This window comes from Faecalicatena contorta, from assembly GCF_001404335.1.
Lineage (GTDB): Bacteria > Bacillota > Clostridia > Lachnospirales > Lachnospiraceae > Faecalicatena > Faecalicatena contortus_B.
This window is the reverse complement of record NZ_CYZU01000028.1, coordinates 53,446-67,986: the sequence shown is the minus strand read 5'-3', so window position 1 is coordinate 67,986 and position 14,541 is coordinate 53,446. Positions and strand designations below refer to the sequence as shown.

Genomic DNA, 14,541 nt, shown 5'->3' with positions numbered 1-14,541 from the left:
GATTTCCCGTGATGTGTTCAGCGTACCCGCCTAGCCGGCAGCGGCTGTTCTAGAAACACTTAGCAGCACGGGTGCATATCGCAACGGCATATATAGCCCCAGCGCCTCCCCGGCCTCCCTGTCATGAAGCGTCCCCATCCGTCGACAAGTCTAAAACTAGCCAACTAAATCCCGATTTAAAGGCTTGCCAAATTGCCCCAAATCCTTTACAATTAAGTCGACAATTTAATAATGAAGGTTATTTGAAGAAGGAGACAAACATGAAGAGAAGAGTAACAGGGATTCTTTTAGTGCTCACTATGGCTGTAACTGTTGCACTGAGCGGATGTTCAGGTGACAAGGAGAAGCAGAAGTCAACGACGGAGAATAAACTTTCAGGAAACCCAGTCGAGGGCGGGAGTATCAAGGTAGGTATATCCCAGGATTTAGACAGTCTTGACCCACATAAAGCAGTTGCGGCAGGAACAAAAGAGGTTTTATTTAACATTTATGAAGGCTTGGTTAAGCCGGACAAAGATGGTAATTTAATTGAGGCCGTGGCGAGCGATTATGCAATTTCGGATGATGCAAAGGTGTATACATTTACTTTGCGTGATGGGGTGAAGTTCCATAATGGGAATGACGTGACGGCGGAAGATGTAAAATATTCGATAGACAGATGCGCTGATACGTCAAATGGTGATCCATTGGTATCGGCGTATTCTATTATAGAGAGTGTGAATATTCTGGATGATAAGACCGTGGAAATCCGCCTCAACGAACCGAATACGGAATTTCTTGCCTATATGACGACTGCGGTGATCCCGAAGGATTATGATGCCCTGGAGACAGCTCCGGTGGGAACGGGGCCGTTTAAGTATGTGTCACGCAGCCCTCAGGAAAATGTGGTTCTGGAGAAAAATGAGGATTACTGGGGAGAGAAGGCGCATCTGGACAAGGTGGAGTTTAAGATTGTGGCGGATGCGGACATGCTGGTGACAAATCTCAAGGGCGGTTCTATTGACATGGCAATGCGTCTGACTTCCAGCCAGGCGGCGGAGCTGACGGATGGTTTTCATATAGAAGAGGGCACCATGAACCTGGTGCAGGCGCTGTATCTGAATAACGATGCCAAACCCCTGGACAATGAGAAGGTGAGGCAGGCGCTGTGTTATGCTGTTAATCCGGATGAAATCATGGATATGATGGCCGACGGAAAAGGCGTGCGCATCGGTACGAGCATGTATCCCGGATTGAAGAAGTATTATGATGAAGAATACGCGCACTATTATGAGCAGGATTATGAGAAGGCAAAAGAACTGCTCAAAGAGGCGGGATATCCGGATGGATTTGATCTGGAGATTACCGTCAGCTCTGCGGACCAGCCGCATGTAGATACGGCTCAGATTATTGCGGAAGAATTGAAGAACATCGGTGTCAATGTGACGATTAAGCCGATTGAGTGGGAGGCATGGCTGGAAGATGTCTATGCAAACCGCGATTTCCAGTCCACCGTAGTGGGGGTCGACGCATCCAATCTGTCCGCCCGCGCGATGTTGGAAAGATTTACATCCGACAACAGCGGCAACTTCATTAACTTTAAGGATGCGGAGTATGACAGCAAATTCAAAGAAGCCATCTCTGCCGTTGAGGAAGAAAAACAGACGGCGCTTTATAAGGAGCTGGAGGGGATTCTGGCTGAGAAGGCTGCCAATGTATATATCCAGGATCTGGCTAATCTTGTGGCCATCAGTGATAAATACGACGGATATACATTCTATCCGCTGTATGTGCAGGATATGGCGTCAATTTATATGGTGGAATAGATAGAATTGTTACGGAAAATACACATTCAGATGCAAATGGGGCATAATAGGATGAAAGTCTTTTAAGCTCCGGGGAGGTAAGTATGAAATTTGTTTTAAAAAAAATAGCAGGTCTTATAATCGCATTATTAATTGTCAGCGTACTTGCCTTCCTCGCGTTTGAAGTAATTCCCGGGGATCCGGCCAGGTCGATTCTGGGTACGGAAGCTACGGAGAGCAAAGTCCAGGCTCTGCGGGAGGAGATGGGACTGAACCGTCCCCTGCCGCAGCGTTATGGACAGTGGGTGAAGGATTTTGTCACAGGAGATATGGGAACGTCTTATTCTTACCAGGTTCCGGTCAGAGAAATGATTGGGGATAAAGTACCCATTACGGCAGCAATGACTTCGATGGCATTTGTCTTTATCCTGTTGTTTTCCATACCGGTCAGCCTGCTGAGTGTGAGATATGCGAATAAATTTGCGGACAGGCTGTTTTTGGTTTTAAATCAGATTACCATGTCGGTTCCGCCATTTTTTGTTGGCATTATCTTTACTGTATTATTCGGGCTTACGTTTCGGCTCTTTACACCTGGGGGATATGTGCCTTATACGGAGAGTGTGGGCGGCTTTCTGGGTTATCTGGTTCTGCCGTCCATTGCAATAGCGCTTCCAAAGGCGGCAATGACAACCAAGATGCTGAGGAATTCTCTGTTGGAGGAAATGCACAAGGACTATATACGTACAGCCATGAGCCGGGGCAACAGTCCGTGGAGAATGCTGGTCAGGCATGCGTTCCGTAACGGGATACTTCCCGTTGTTACGTTTCTGGGGATGGCAATTGCAGATATGATAGCCAACAGCATTGTGATCGAGCAGGTCTTTGGGATACCGGGGCTTGGCCGGACTCTGATTTCCTCAATTTCATCGCGGGACTATCCGGTGGTGGAAGCGGTGATTGTCCTGATAGCAGTTATTATACTGGTGGTCAATGTGATTGTGGATCTGCTGTACCGGAAACTGGATAAACGGATTGAGATTTAGGGGTATGAAAGTGAAGAAGCAGCGAATAAAAAATGGGAAAATGGGAAAAACTGGATATAACTTTACATTTGGCATAGTGCTTACCATCATCATGGCAGCCCTGATTGTGCTCGGCTTTTTCTGGACCCCTTATGATACAGAAGCTATGCAGGGGTCCGTGAAACTGAATGCGCCGTCGCTTTTGCACATTTTCGGAACAGATCAGTTTGGCCGTGACATATTCAGCCGAGTACTTGCGGGAGCAGGCAGTACTTTTTTGATTGCAGCCGGCACGATATTGATCGGCGGCGGGATCGGGATTATCGTGGGAGCGGTAACCGGGTATTTCGGGGGCTGGCTGGACGAGGGGCTGATGCGGGTTAATGATGCCGTGGCGGCTTTTCCAAGCGTGCTGCTTGCACTGGTCATCATTACCGTGTGGGGAACCGGGAAATATAAGGTTATGCTGGCTCTTGGAATTGCATTTATCCCCAGCTTTGCCAGAATTGTGCGGGGAGAATTCATGCGCTGCCGGGAGGCGGACTATGTAACCAGCGCCAGGCTGATCGGGGTATCTGCCCCGAGAATCCTATTTGTGCACATCCTTCCGAATATTCTGCCGGCGCTGCTTTCTGCACTGACGATCGGATTTAATAACGCAGTGCTTGCGGAAGCGGGCTTAAGCTATCTGGGAATCGGCGTGCAGCCGCCGGATGCCAGCCTGGGAAGAATGTTGTCGGAATCCCAGACGTATCTGGCAAGCGGACCGTGGTGCGCGGTATTTCCCGGGCTGTTCCTGGTACTTATAGTGCTGGGGGCAGGAATGCTCGGAGAAGGGATTCTGGACAGGTTCGGAGGTGGAAGATCATGATGAGAGTAGAGAACTTGTCCATCCATTTTGGAGAGGGCGGTGAAACGCAGGAGGTTGTGCGGGGCATTTCTTTCTGCCTCCAGGATGGTGAAATCCTCGGGATCGTCGGAGAATCCGGGTCCGGAAAAACCATGACAGCGCTGACAATTGCGGGGCTTTTGAAGGAGCAGGCAGTACTGGATTGCGGCAGTATTTTTCTGGATGATACAGATCTGCTGAAGCTGTCTCCAAGACAGATGAGAGACATCCAGGGCAGGGACATCAGCATGATATTCCAGGAGCCGATGACAGCCCTGAATCCTACGATGAAGATCGGCAGACAAGTGGAGGAAGCGCTTGTGCTGCATACGAAGCTTTCAAAGGAAGAACGCAGGCAAAAGGCGGTGCGGGCGCTTCAGGATGTGGAGCTGGAAGATCCGGAGGCCCTGTACGGGAAGTATCCCCACGAACTGTCCGGGGGCATGCGGCAGAGGGTTATGATTGCAGCTGCTATTGTATGCAGGCCCAGGGTGCTGATCGCGGATGAGCCGACAACGGCGCTGGATGTGGGGACACAGGACAGCATTTTAAAATTGCTGAAAAAGCTGAATCAGAAATATCATATGGGGATCCTGTTCATCTCACATAATCTCCGGGTGGTCAACGAGCTGTGCCGCCGTGTGCTGGTCATGAAAGACGGGGTGATCGTGGAGGAGGGGGCAGCCGGAGATATCTTTGAACATCCCGGAACGCCTTATACAAAAGAACTGGTTGCAGCGATTCCGGGCAGGACAAAGAGCACTGCTTTTTATAAACTCCTGAGAGCAAAGGCAGGTGAGTGAAATGGCGGAGAAGGTACTGGAGCTGAAAGCTGTAAATGCATTTTATAAAGAAGGAAAACGAAAAAAACAGGTACTGGAAGACATAACATTTACACTGTATGAAGGAGAGCTTGTCGGACTGGTCGGCGAAAGCGGCAGCGGCAAGTCTACATTGTGCAAATGTGTTCTGGGACTGCTCAGGGAATACGAGGGCGAGATCATTCATTATACCGAACACCCCCAGATGATATTTCAGGATCCGTTTGGTTCCCTGAATCCGAAGAAGACCATCGGCTGGATTCTGGAAGAGCCGCTTAAATGCAGAGGGGGATATACCAAAGAAGAGCGCAGAAAAAGGGCGGAGGAAATACTGATGCAGGTGCACCTTCCGCAGGAGTTTTACCGGCGCTATCCGCGGGAATTGAGCGGAGGGCAGCGCCAGCGGGTAAGCATTGCGCTGGCACTCATTACCGGAACCAGATTCATTCTTGCCGATGAGCCTCTGTCTGCGCTGGACGTGACGGTACAGGCGCAGATCATAGAGCTGTTGAAAGAACTGCAGAAAAAAGAAAAGATATGTTACTTGTTTGTATCTCATGATTTGGATGTGGTCAGCATGCTGTGCAGCAGGGTGCTCTTTTTAAAAGACCGGAAAGTGGAGGAATATGCGGACATATAAATTGACGGTAGTATATGACGGCAGCCGGTACCAGGGCTGGCAGAGGCAGAAAAGCACGGAGAGAACCATTCAGGGAATTCTGGAAAGGGCAGTCTCTGAGGTCACAGGACGTGAAACGGAGATTAACGGTTCCGGCAGAACCGACGGGGGCGTGCATGCGAAAGGGCAGACCGCCAGTATGGTGCTGCCCGGCAAAGTGGAAGAAACTGGATTCTGCGCGAGTCTGAACGAAGCGCTGCCCGAGGATATCCGTGTGAAGGAGATGACGCTCGTAAAAAACGGGTTCCATGCGCGGTTCAACGCGAAAGGGAAACGTTATGAATATTTTATTGATACCAGGGAAAAACCTGATGTTTTTACCAGAAAATACTGTTTTCATTATCCGTATGAGCTGAATATTCCAGCAATGGAGGAAGCTGCGGGGTACCTGATCGGCACCCATGATTTTGCGGGATTTACAGATAAAAAAGATGAAATAACCACAATACGGACAATTTATGATATAATCATTGAGAAACAGGACACCAAAATAAGGATGGAATATTATGGGACAGGCTTTTTATACCATATGGTCCGTATTTTAACAGGAACGCTGCTGGAGGTTGGCACGGGTGAGAAAAGACCCGAGGAGGCTGCCGCGGCGCTGGAAGCGGGAAACCGGGAGTATGCGGGATTTCTGGCTCCGGCCAGGGGACTGTTTCTGAAGGAAGTTTACTATAACAAGGGCAGATAAAAATGTGTATTAATTTGGATGGAGTCGGATTACGGGGAAGGAGAGAGTTCTTTGTTCCGGTGGTTCGGCTTTTTGTATATTTACAATAAGTCTGCTCCATAAGAGATAAGGAGGTTTATATGAAGTTTGTTTCGTGGAATGTGAATGGAATCCGTGCATGTGTGCAGAAAGGGTTTCTGGAATTCTTCAGCCAGGCGGACGCGGACATCTTCTGCATACAGGAGACTAAAATGCAGGAAGGGCAGCTTGAGCTGGAACTGGACGGCTACCACCAATACTGGAACTATGCGGTGAAGAAAGGATATTCGGGGACGGCAGTATTTTCAAAGATAGAGCCGCTTTCCGTGGTAAATGGTATCGGAATTGAGGAACACGATCAGGAGGGGCGCGTGATCACTCTGGAGTATGATGATTTCTACTTTGTTACGGTTTATACGCCAAACTCCCAGAATGAGCTTGCACGCCTGGATTACCGGATGAAATGGGAAGACGACTTCCGCGCCTGGCTGAAAAAGCTGGAAGAGAAGAAACCGGTTGTCGTGACGGGCGATATGAATGTGGCGCACAAAGAAATCGATCTGAAGAATCCCAAAACGAACCGGAAGAATGCCGGTTTTACGGATGAGGAGCGGCAGAAGTTCACGGAGCTTTTGGAGGCAGGGTTTATTGATACGTACCGGTATTTTTATCCGGAGCAGGAGGGGGTATACTCCTGGTGGTCCTACCGTTTCCGTGCCCGCGAGAAGAATGCGGGGTGGCGCATCGACTATTTCTGTGTGTCCGAGTGCCTGAAAGACAGGCTGGTAGATGCGGGGATACTGACAGACATTATGGGGTCGGATCACTGCCCTGTCATGCTGGAAATGAACGAAAAGTAATCACTGAGAGATTAGGAGGCAGTTATTGTGACGAAAATAGACATTATATCCGGCTTTTTGGGCGCCGGAAAGACTACATTTATCAAGAAGATGCTGAAAGAGGCGTTTCGCGGTGAACAGGTCGTGCTGATTGAAAATGAATTCGGCGAGATCGGGATTGACGGAGGCTTTCTGAAGGAATCCGGGATTGAGATCCGGGAGATGAATTCGGGATGTATCTGCTGTTCACTGGTCGGTGATTTCGGAAAATCCCTGAAGGAAGTGGTGGGAACTTATCACCCGGACCGTATTCTGATTGAGCCGTCCGGCGTTGGGAAGCTTTCAGATGTGATCAAAGCCGTGCAGGATGTCCAAGAGGAGATCGACGCGGAGCTGAACAGTTTTACGACCGTGGTTGATGCTATGAAGTGCCGGCTGTACAGAAATAATTTCGGGGAATTTTTCAGCAATCAGGTGGAATATGCCGGGGCTATTATTTTGAGCCGTACAGATAAGGCTAAACCGGAGAAAGTGGAGGAGAGTTATCAGATCCTTCGGGAATTGAATGAGAAGGCTCCGATTATTACTACGCCGATTGCAGAACTGCCGGGGGATAAGCTGCTGGAGACAATGGAACACAGTAAAACGTTGGAGGAAGAACTGCTGGCGGAGATCATGTGTCCCGAATGCGGAGGACATCATAAGCATAGTGAGAGCTGCGGATGCGGGCATGACCATCACCATGAAGGACAGGGGTGCTGCCATGAAGGGGACGGGCACCATCATGAAGAAGAGGGGCATAGTCATGGAGAAGGCTGCGGCCATCATCATGAGGAACATGGGCATAGCCATGGAGAAGGCTGCGGCCATCATCATGAAGAGCATGAGCACAGTCATGAGGAGCATGCAGATTCCTGCGGCCATGACCACCATCACCATGATCACGGGCACCATCATGCGGATGATGTGTTCTCAAGCTGGGGAAGAGAGACGATTAAGACCTACACAAAAGAGGAAATTGAGCATATTCTGAAGGCTCTCGAATCCGATGAATCATTCGGAGTTATTCTGAGGGCAAAGGGGATGGTTGCCGGGGAAAATGACTGGATCTATTTTGATATGGTTCCCGAAGAGCACGAGGTGCGCAGCGGTGCTGCCGAGTATACCGGCAGACTCTGTGTGATCGGTTCGAACCTGAATGAAGAAAAACTGGCGGATCTGTTTGGAATAAAATAAGCAGCAGCCTGACGGCGGCCTGTGAAGGAACAGGCTGCTGTAAAGATTGGAGAGATTAAAAAATGAACGAACCTGATGTAATGGTATATTTGATGACCGGATTTCTGGACAGCGGCAAAACGGAATTTTTAAAGTTTACACTTTCACAGGATTATTTCCAGATCGAGGGAACCACACTTCTGATTCTATGCGAGGAGGGCGAGGTGGAGTACGATCCGCAGGAAATGCTGGAGTACAACGTGAGAATTGAGCGTGTACAGGAACAGACAGACCTGACGGAAGCATGGCTGGAGGAAATGGACGGTAAGTATCATCCGGAGCGTGTTGTGATTGAGTATAACGGGATGTGGAAGGTCAGTGACTTTGAGCAGATGAAACTTCCCGAAGGCTGGGGGATTGAGCAGAAGCTGACAACTGTGGATGCCAGCACCTTCCAGATGTATCTAACGAACCTGAAGCCGCTGTTTGTGGAAATGGTGCGGGATTCTGAGATGGTGGTATTCAACCGATGCACGGACAGAAAGCCTCTGGCTGGGTATCGGCGGAGCGTCAAGGTTGTGAGTCCCCGGGCGGAAGTAATATTCGAGGATGAGAACGGGGAAGTGGAAAATATTTTCCTGGATGATGTCCCCTATGATCTGGACGCCCCGGTTATCGAGGTGCGCCGGGAAGACTACGGGATCTGGTATGTGGATGTGATGGAGCATCCGGAACGGTATAAGGGCAAGACGGTGGAATATACGGCGCGGGTACTTAAGCCGAAGGGATTTCCGTCAAAAGTATTCATGCCGGGGCGTATGGCAATGACCTGCTGCGCAGATGATACGACATTTCTCGGATATGTGTGTAAAAGCCCCTATGCCCCTAAGCTTAAGAAAGGACAGTGGGTGAAGATCCGGGCTAAGATCGGGTTCGCAAGAGTGTCTGTATACGGCGGTGTTGGTCCGGTTCTGGAGGCAGAGCACATAGAGGACGATGAGGCAATTGAGGAACTGGTTTATTTCAATTAAATGGTTACTGTACACACCCTTTGGGCGTGCACAGTAACATGAAATGCACGCTGGAGTTTTATAAAAGGATTGCAGAAAGATTTGATTTGCGTTAAAATTATAACAAATACAGGAATAAGGAGATAGGTCTATGGAAAAGCAATTTGATGTAATCGCAATGGGAGAACTGCTGATTGATTTTACAATGAATGGTGAGAGCGAACAGGGAAACAACATGTTCGAAGCATGTCCCGGCGGCGCTCCCTGCAATGTGCTTGCCATGTTGAATAAACTGGGAAAAAAGACGGCATTTCTTGGAAAAGTGGGGCAGGACCAGTTCGGGGTTCTGCTGAAAAATACGCTGGATGAGGCGGGGATCGATACTTCTAATTTAAAGATGGATGCGGATGTCAATACGACGCTTGCTTTTGTACATACCTTTCCTGACGGGGACCGGGAGTTTTCTTTCTACCGCAATCCGGGTGCAGATATGAAGCTGACGGCGGACGAGATTGACGCAGAATTTTTAAAGAAAGCAAAGCTGTTCCATTTTGGCACCCTGTCCATGACGCATGACGGCGTCCGTGAGGCCACGAAAAAGGCGCTGGATATCGCGAAAGAGAACGGGCTTTTGATTTCATTTGACCCGAATCTGCGCCCGCCGCTCTGGAGTTCCCTGGAGCTTGCAAAGGAACAGATGGAATATGGTTTCCAGTTCTGCGATATCCTGAAGATCTCTGACAATGAGATTCAGTTCGTGTCCGGCAAAGAGGATTATGATGAGGGAATCCAGTATCTGCAGGAGAAATATCATATTCCGCTGATCCTGCTGACGCTCGGCAAAGACGGAAGCCGTGCCTACTATAAAGACATGCGTGTAGAGAGAAGCGGGTTTAAGATGGATACGATTGAGACGACGGGCGCAGGAGATACGTTCTGCGGAAGTTCGCTGAATTATGTGCTTGAGCATGGTATGGAGGATCTGACGGAGGAACAGCTGGGTGAGATGATGACCTTTGCAAATGCTGCGGCAGCTTTGATAACGACGCGGAAGGGAGCTATCCGTTCTATGCCTGAAAAAGAGGACGTTCTGGAAGTAATAGGACGGTAAGGAGGCAGTTGGCGAGCTTTCGTATTGTCGGCGGATGGAGGCGCAAAATGAAGGGATAGCCGTCAGCCTCCTAAGGGCACACATGCCGTTCCGATTTGCGGACACAGACCTAAGAAATTCTAAGAAGCAGCCAGCCGCGAAAGTGGGGCACGGGATGGCACATCACGAGAAATCGGATGATTTCTCGCGCTGGGCCATCCGCTTTTATGATTCGGAATCATAAAAGCTCCCCACTTTCGCGGCTGGCTGCTTCTAAGAATTTCTAAGGCCTGCTTTAGCAATTCGGAACGGCATGTGTGCCCTTAGGAGGCTGACGGCTATCCCTTCATTTTGCTGGGTGCATCCAATCGGCAGTAAAGGTTGTCAACTGGGGGTGGCTTCGTAACGGGGGCAGCGTATTGAGTCGTTTGGTGTTATAGAATAGCAACGGTACATAGAAAAAGAAAGTTATATTTTATTCTGCAGCTCTGCTGCAGACCTGCCCCGAAGGGGCAGGTATTACGGGGTGCCCTTTGGGTATAGTTAATTCCACATTAGGTTCCGCTCGCAGAGCAGGATTACTTTTCCGGGCTGCCGCTGTCCGCAGGCAGCACAGCCAGCGCCTGGCTTCCCATCTCGAGATAACGCTGTTCTGCCACCGCCTTCTCATATCCTGTCACACCCCCGTCCTGGTTTGGATCGTTAAAATAGTAGTACTCCTCATCCCATCCCACCAGCAGCAGACAATGTTCCTCCGCCGGCCACGTAAAATACTTCCCCGTTTCCAGTATGGTCCACCCATTTCCTTCGTAGGTTGGCTGCATATCAATGGTCGCCCAGATGATCACCGGTATCTCCTGTCCGATGTATTTCTCCGTAATCTGCTTAAGGCGCGTTCCGGTCAGATCTTTCACCCGGTCCGCTCCTGCTGCCGCTGCAAGCGCATCATGAATCACCGGTGCAAAACAGCCAAATCCACTGCCGGTCCTTGGATCTCCGATAAAATAATAGTAGGGGCTGTTGCCGTAATACTCGCCGTCCTTTTCATAATAAGTCCCGATTCTCAGGTACTTGTCAATAAAGTCATCCACAGAAACATCAACCCCGGCATATTGAAGCGCCATGACAGCGGTCACGCTCTCACAGCCCGTTGGATAATCGTTCTGGCTCAGAAATGGAACTGGCAGGATCTTTTTCTCTGGCTGTGTTTCTAAAGAGCCGGACGGATCCTGCTTATCGCTTTCTCCCGCCCGGCTCTCCTCGATTGCCGTTTCTTCATTTCCTGCAGCAGCCGTGCCCCTTTGCCCTGCCTTTGTATACAAAATGCTGGCGGCCGCAATGCCTCCGATCAGTATGATTCTGAGCCGCTGCCTCCTATATCTGCTGTCTCTGCCATTTTCTGCCATTGTACACCGCTGTGTTTGCTTCTTATATATATTATAATCACCAGGGATTGTCCTATATTCTGAAGGATCTAAAAAAACGGAATACAATTCTTTACTGTTGACACCCCAGCCGGTTCTATTTTTTGACGGAATGTTCCCGGAGCTGCCGTATCATATCAGCGATGGTCTGATGCAGAGGCCTGGGGTGGTATCCAAGTTCACGGCTGGCCTTCTCATGTGAAAAGTTTCCGTTGGAAGTCAGGGTATACATGGCATAGGGGGTGAACACGGGGGTTTTCTTCCAGCATTTATAGTGGAGCTGTGCAAAAGGGGCCGCACATTTGGCAGTCCAGGCTGGCAGGAAGAGACGGGGTTTTTTCTGTCCGGCTGCTTTTGACATTTCTGTGAATAATTCTTTCAGTGAGATAAAGCGGTTGGAGAGTATATAGCATTCCCCGCTTCTGCCTTTTTGGGCGGCCTTAATGGCCCCGGAAGCCACATCTCTTACGTCCACGAAGTCGTACCCGCCGTGTACGGCCACCGGCATGCCCTTTTTCGTATAATTGGATATCATATGCATCAGGCTTCCCGCCGGGCGCTCTGCGGGGCCTATAATCCCGGACGGATGTACGACGACTGCATCCAGCCCGCGTGCGGCACTGTCCAGAACATACTGGGTGGCCTCTGCCTTGGTCTTTGCGTAATATCCCGTGACGTGTCCGGGGGAAAAGGTCCGGATCTCGGAAATAACCTTATGCTGCGGCGCCTCGGGGATTGCATGGACGCTGCTTACATATACCAGGCGTTTGATATGGTGTCGGATACAGGCGTCCACCACATTTTTCGTGCCCTCCACATTGGCGGCGTATACACCCGGTGTTTTCCCGCCGTAGATGGAGATCAGGCCGGCACAGTGGATCAGGATGAGATCCTCTGCCGGGCCGGAATCTTCCTGCAGAAAAAGAGGTTCCAGCGTATCCGGGAGGCAGACGTCCCCTGTGATCCAGGTGAGGTTTGGGGAAGAAGTACGGATCAGTCCGGCTTCGGAGGGCAGTATAAATGCCCGCACTGTATTCCCCTCTCTGACCAGTTCCGAAACGATATGGCTGCCAAGATGGCCGGCGGCTCCGGTAACGATATATATTGTATTTTTCATAATCAACACCTCCCGATCATGATGGAACATCCCTGATGTTCAGCCGTGAAATACATACCGCCAGGGGCAGGAATATTCTGCTGTCTGGGTGTTACTATTCACGGGGCCGTGCACCCCGCTGCACGGCATCCGAGCCATTAAAGTAATGGAGCCGGGCATCTGGGCCCTCGCCCCAGGCGACTTTAAATGGCCCAGATGCCGTTATTATGCGCGGCCCCTGGGCCGTGAATAGTAACGTCTGGGTAAATCCGGTGAAAGATATACGACACAGCGTTGCTTTTTGTTCTTATTTTAAATATAATAGAGGTATCAGAAAATGGCAACCACCAGATTAGGTGTATCTGTAAGTAATACAACAAAAACGAAAGAAGTGTTGATTGTTTATGAAAAATTCAAATTTAGACCGCAGGATCAAGTATACAAGAAAAATGATCAGGCACAGTTTTCTGCAGCTGCTGGAGGAAAAACCGCTGGGAAAAATCACAGTTAAGGAGATCTGCGAAAAGGCCGACATCAACAGGGCCACTTTTTATGCTCATTATGAGGACGTGTATGACCTTCTCTGCAAGATTGAGGAGGAATTTTATCAGGAGGTACTCTCATTTGCGGGGGATATGGGTCAGGAAAATCTTACAGGAATTCTGCCGGCTGAAATATTAAAAAAAATCAGAGAGAATGAAGAGCTGTGCAAAGCTATGTTCAGCAAATATGGAGATAAAGAATTTCTTGCCAGGATGATGTATTTTGCAAAGGCAGATTCTCTCGTCGCCTGGAAAAGGCTGTATCCGGGAATGGAAGAGGAACGGCTGGAGTGGCTGTATGAATTTATCGTAAATGGCTGTGAGGGAATTATACGGAAATGGGCATTGAACGGATTTGAGGCAGAACCGGAAGAGATCGCAGAGTTCATGGCCCGGATGTTCCGGAGCTGTGTACAGGGGATGGAAACGGGGGAGAGAGGTGCATAGGGGGCTGACCCCTTTGCTTCTATTTTTGTGCCCACACAGCATATACTTATTTTAAGCAAATATACTCTGGAGTTTTTTATGAGACAAAGGCTGTTCAAGGTCAGTTTTAGTGCGTTTCTGGTTATTATGATTTTAGGATGTTCGGTGAAGTATATGGCGGGTCATGCCAAGGTGGCGAGTAATGTAAGCGGAAGGGAGCTTCCCATCTATTCCGTGGACACACCTGAGAAGAAGGCTGCGCTCACCTTTGATGCCGCATGGGGCAATGAGTCTATGCAGAAGCTTCTGGAGATTCTGGCAAAATACAAGATCCATGCGACTTTCTTTACGACGGGGGGATGGGTGGAGAAATACCCGGAGGATGTGAAAGCCATACTGGCGGCGGGACATGACCTGGGAAACCACAGTGAGACACACCCGAATATGAGCCAGCTTTCCGAGGCGGAACAGGAAGCGGAAATCATGGGCGTGCACGACAAGGTAAAGAAGCTTACAGGCTATGATATGCAGCTGTTCCGCGCTCCCTACGGGGATTACAATGATACGGTGATCCGGACTGCCGCGAAATGCGGATATTATGCGATTCAGTGGGACGTGGACAGTCTGGACTGGAAGGATTATGGCGAACAGAACATCATTGATACAGTTCTGGATAACAAATCCCTGCAGAACGGCTCCATTATCCTCTGCCATAATGGCGCAAAGTATACGGCGGACGCGTTGGAAAAGGTGATTACAGGACTTCAGGAAAAAGGGTACCAGATTGTACCGGTTTCGGAGCTGATCTATAAGGAAGACTATCATATGGATGCATCCGGAAGGCAGATTAAAAGCAGATAAAAATTTAACATTAGGACTTTCCTTTTTGTACAAGATAGTGTACAATATTGAATTGGTGATGAAATATTGCCACGTAACAAGCGGTTCCATCAAATGTCAATGGATGGGTGTACTCTATAGCAATCAGGAGG

Annotated in this window: 14 protein-coding genes; 12 read left to right on the top strand and 2 right to left on the bottom strand. The window is 49.4% G+C overall.

Features of this window, described 5'->3' with window-relative positions; translation table 11 throughout:
• Window positions 1–260: 260 nt before the first annotated feature.
• The 10 genes from ARB69_RS14700 (at window position 261) to ARB69_RS14655 (ending at window position 10,082) form a co-directional block, all read left to right on the top strand.
• Window positions 261–1,805 carry an ABC transporter substrate-binding protein gene (locus ARB69_RS14700; protein ID WP_055153936.1) on the top strand — a complete coding sequence of 515 codons (1,545 nt, stop codon included), beginning with the start codon at window positions 261–263 and terminating at the stop codon, window positions 1,803–1,805.
• 83 nt (window positions 1,806–1,888) lie between these two features.
• On the top strand, window positions 1,889–2,827 hold the full coding sequence (locus ARB69_RS14695) for an ABC transporter permease (RefSeq protein WP_050641687.1): 939 nt from the start codon (window positions 1,889–1,891) through the stop codon (window positions 2,825–2,827).
• Window positions 2,828–2,831: 4 nt separating this feature from the next.
• Entirely contained in the window at window positions 2,832–3,677 is an 846-nt protein-coding gene (locus tag ARB69_RS14690) for an ABC transporter permease (protein WP_173020115.1), read from the top strand.
• Window positions 3,674–4,498, top strand: coding sequence for an ABC transporter ATP-binding protein (locus tag ARB69_RS14685; protein WP_055153934.1), 825 nt, complete (start codon window positions 3,674–3,676; stop codon window positions 4,496–4,498). Before ARB69_RS14690 ends, ARB69_RS14685 begins: the two co-directional genes overlap by 4 nt.
• A 1-nt stretch (window position 4,499) precedes the next feature.
• Window positions 4,500–5,156 carry an ABC transporter ATP-binding protein gene (locus tag ARB69_RS14680; protein WP_055153932.1) on the top strand — a complete coding sequence of 219 codons (657 nt, stop codon included), beginning with the start codon at window positions 4,500–4,502 and terminating at the stop codon, window positions 5,154–5,156.
• Window positions 5,143–5,889: a tRNA pseudouridine(38-40) synthase TruA gene (truA, locus tag ARB69_RS14675; RefSeq protein WP_025654872.1), complete on the top strand. Its 747-nt coding sequence runs from the start codon at window positions 5,143–5,145 to the stop codon at window positions 5,887–5,889. Before ARB69_RS14680 ends, truA begins: the two co-directional genes overlap by 14 nt.
• Window positions 5,890–6,008: 119 nt before the next feature.
• On the top strand, window positions 6,009–6,767 hold the full coding sequence (locus ARB69_RS14670; protein ID WP_025654873.1) for an exodeoxyribonuclease III: 759 nt from the start codon (window positions 6,009–6,011) through the stop codon (window positions 6,765–6,767).
• Window positions 6,768–6,794: 27 nt separating this feature from the next.
• A complete protein-coding gene (locus ARB69_RS14665; RefSeq protein WP_055153929.1) occupies window positions 6,795–7,982 on the top strand; it encodes a CobW family GTP-binding protein in 1,188 nt (395 codons plus the stop codon).
• Window positions 7,983–8,044: 62 nt separating this feature from the next.
• On the top strand, window positions 8,045–8,992 hold the full coding sequence (locus ARB69_RS14660) for a GTP-binding protein (protein ID WP_055153927.1): 948 nt from the start codon (window positions 8,045–8,047) through the stop codon (window positions 8,990–8,992).
• Between the two features lie 130 nt (window positions 8,993–9,122).
• Complete coding sequence (locus ARB69_RS14655) at window positions 9,123–10,082, top strand: carbohydrate kinase family protein (RefSeq protein WP_050641680.1); 960 nt, start codon at window positions 9,123–9,125, stop codon at window positions 10,080–10,082.
• A 557-nt stretch (window positions 10,083–10,639) separates the two neighbouring features.
• Here the strand turns inward: ARB69_RS14655 and ARB69_RS14645 are convergent.
• Together ARB69_RS14645 and ARB69_RS14640 are read right to left on the bottom strand one after the other, a co-directional pair.
• Window positions 10,640–11,467 (bottom strand): C39 family peptidase, encoded by an 828-nt coding sequence (locus ARB69_RS14645; RefSeq protein WP_050641678.1) that lies wholly within the window; start codon window positions 11,465–11,467, stop codon window positions 10,640–10,642.
• Between the two features lie 115 nt (window positions 11,468–11,582).
• On the bottom strand, window positions 11,583–12,602 hold the full coding sequence (locus ARB69_RS14640) for an NAD-dependent epimerase/dehydratase family protein (RefSeq protein ID WP_055153923.1): 1,020 nt from the start codon (window positions 12,600–12,602) through the stop codon (window positions 11,583–11,585).
• A 383-nt stretch (window positions 12,603–12,985) separates the two neighbouring features.
• Here ARB69_RS14640 and ARB69_RS14635 point away from each other — a divergent pair, with 383 nt between their 5' ends.
• Entirely contained in the window at window positions 12,986–13,570 is a 585-nt protein-coding gene (locus ARB69_RS14635; RefSeq protein ID WP_050641676.1) for a TetR/AcrR family transcriptional regulator, read from the top strand.
• A gap of 78 nt (window positions 13,571–13,648) precedes the next feature.
• Window positions 13,649–14,410: a polysaccharide deacetylase family protein gene (locus tag ARB69_RS14630; protein ID WP_050641675.1), complete on the top strand. Its 762-nt coding sequence runs from the start codon at window positions 13,649–13,651 to the stop codon at window positions 14,408–14,410.
• Window positions 14,411–14,541: the final 131 nt, after the last annotated feature.

Coding starts and splice junctions, on each gene's coding strand:
- ARB69_RS14630 (WP_050641675.1), top strand. CDS start 13,649: ATGAGACAAAGGCTGTTCAAGGTCAGTTTTAGTGCGTTTCTGGTTATT.
- ARB69_RS14655 (WP_050641680.1), top strand. CDS start 9,123: ATGGAAAAGCAATTTGATGTAATCGCAATGGGAGAACTGCTGATTGAT.
- ARB69_RS14700 (WP_055153936.1), top strand. CDS start 261: ATGAAGAGAAGAGTAACAGGGATTCTTTTAGTGCTCACTATGGCTGTA.
- ARB69_RS14640 (WP_055153923.1), bottom strand. CDS start 12,602: ATGAAAAATACAATATATATCGTTACCGGAGCCGCCGGCCATCTTGGC.
- ARB69_RS14670 (WP_025654873.1), top strand. CDS start 6,009: ATGAAGTTTGTTTCGTGGAATGTGAATGGAATCCGTGCATGTGTGCAG.
- ARB69_RS14660 (WP_055153927.1), top strand. CDS start 8,045: ATGAACGAACCTGATGTAATGGTATATTTGATGACCGGATTTCTGGAC.
- ARB69_RS14695 (WP_050641687.1), top strand. CDS start 1,889: ATGAAATTTGTTTTAAAAAAAATAGCAGGTCTTATAATCGCATTATTA.
- ARB69_RS14690 (WP_173020115.1), top strand. CDS start 2,832: ATGAAAGTGAAGAAGCAGCGAATAAAAAATGGGAAAATGGGAAAAACT.
- ARB69_RS14645 (WP_050641678.1), bottom strand. CDS start 11,467: ATGGCAGAAAATGGCAGAGACAGCAGATATAGGAGGCAGCGGCTCAGA.
- truA (WP_025654872.1), top strand. CDS start 5,143: ATGCGGACATATAAATTGACGGTAGTATATGACGGCAGCCGGTACCAG.
- ARB69_RS14680 (WP_055153932.1), top strand. CDS start 4,500: ATGGCGGAGAAGGTACTGGAGCTGAAAGCTGTAAATGCATTTTATAAA.
- ARB69_RS14635 (WP_050641676.1), top strand. CDS start 12,986: ATGAAAAATTCAAATTTAGACCGCAGGATCAAGTATACAAGAAAAATG.
- ARB69_RS14685 (WP_055153934.1), top strand. CDS start 3,674: ATGATGAGAGTAGAGAACTTGTCCATCCATTTTGGAGAGGGCGGTGAA.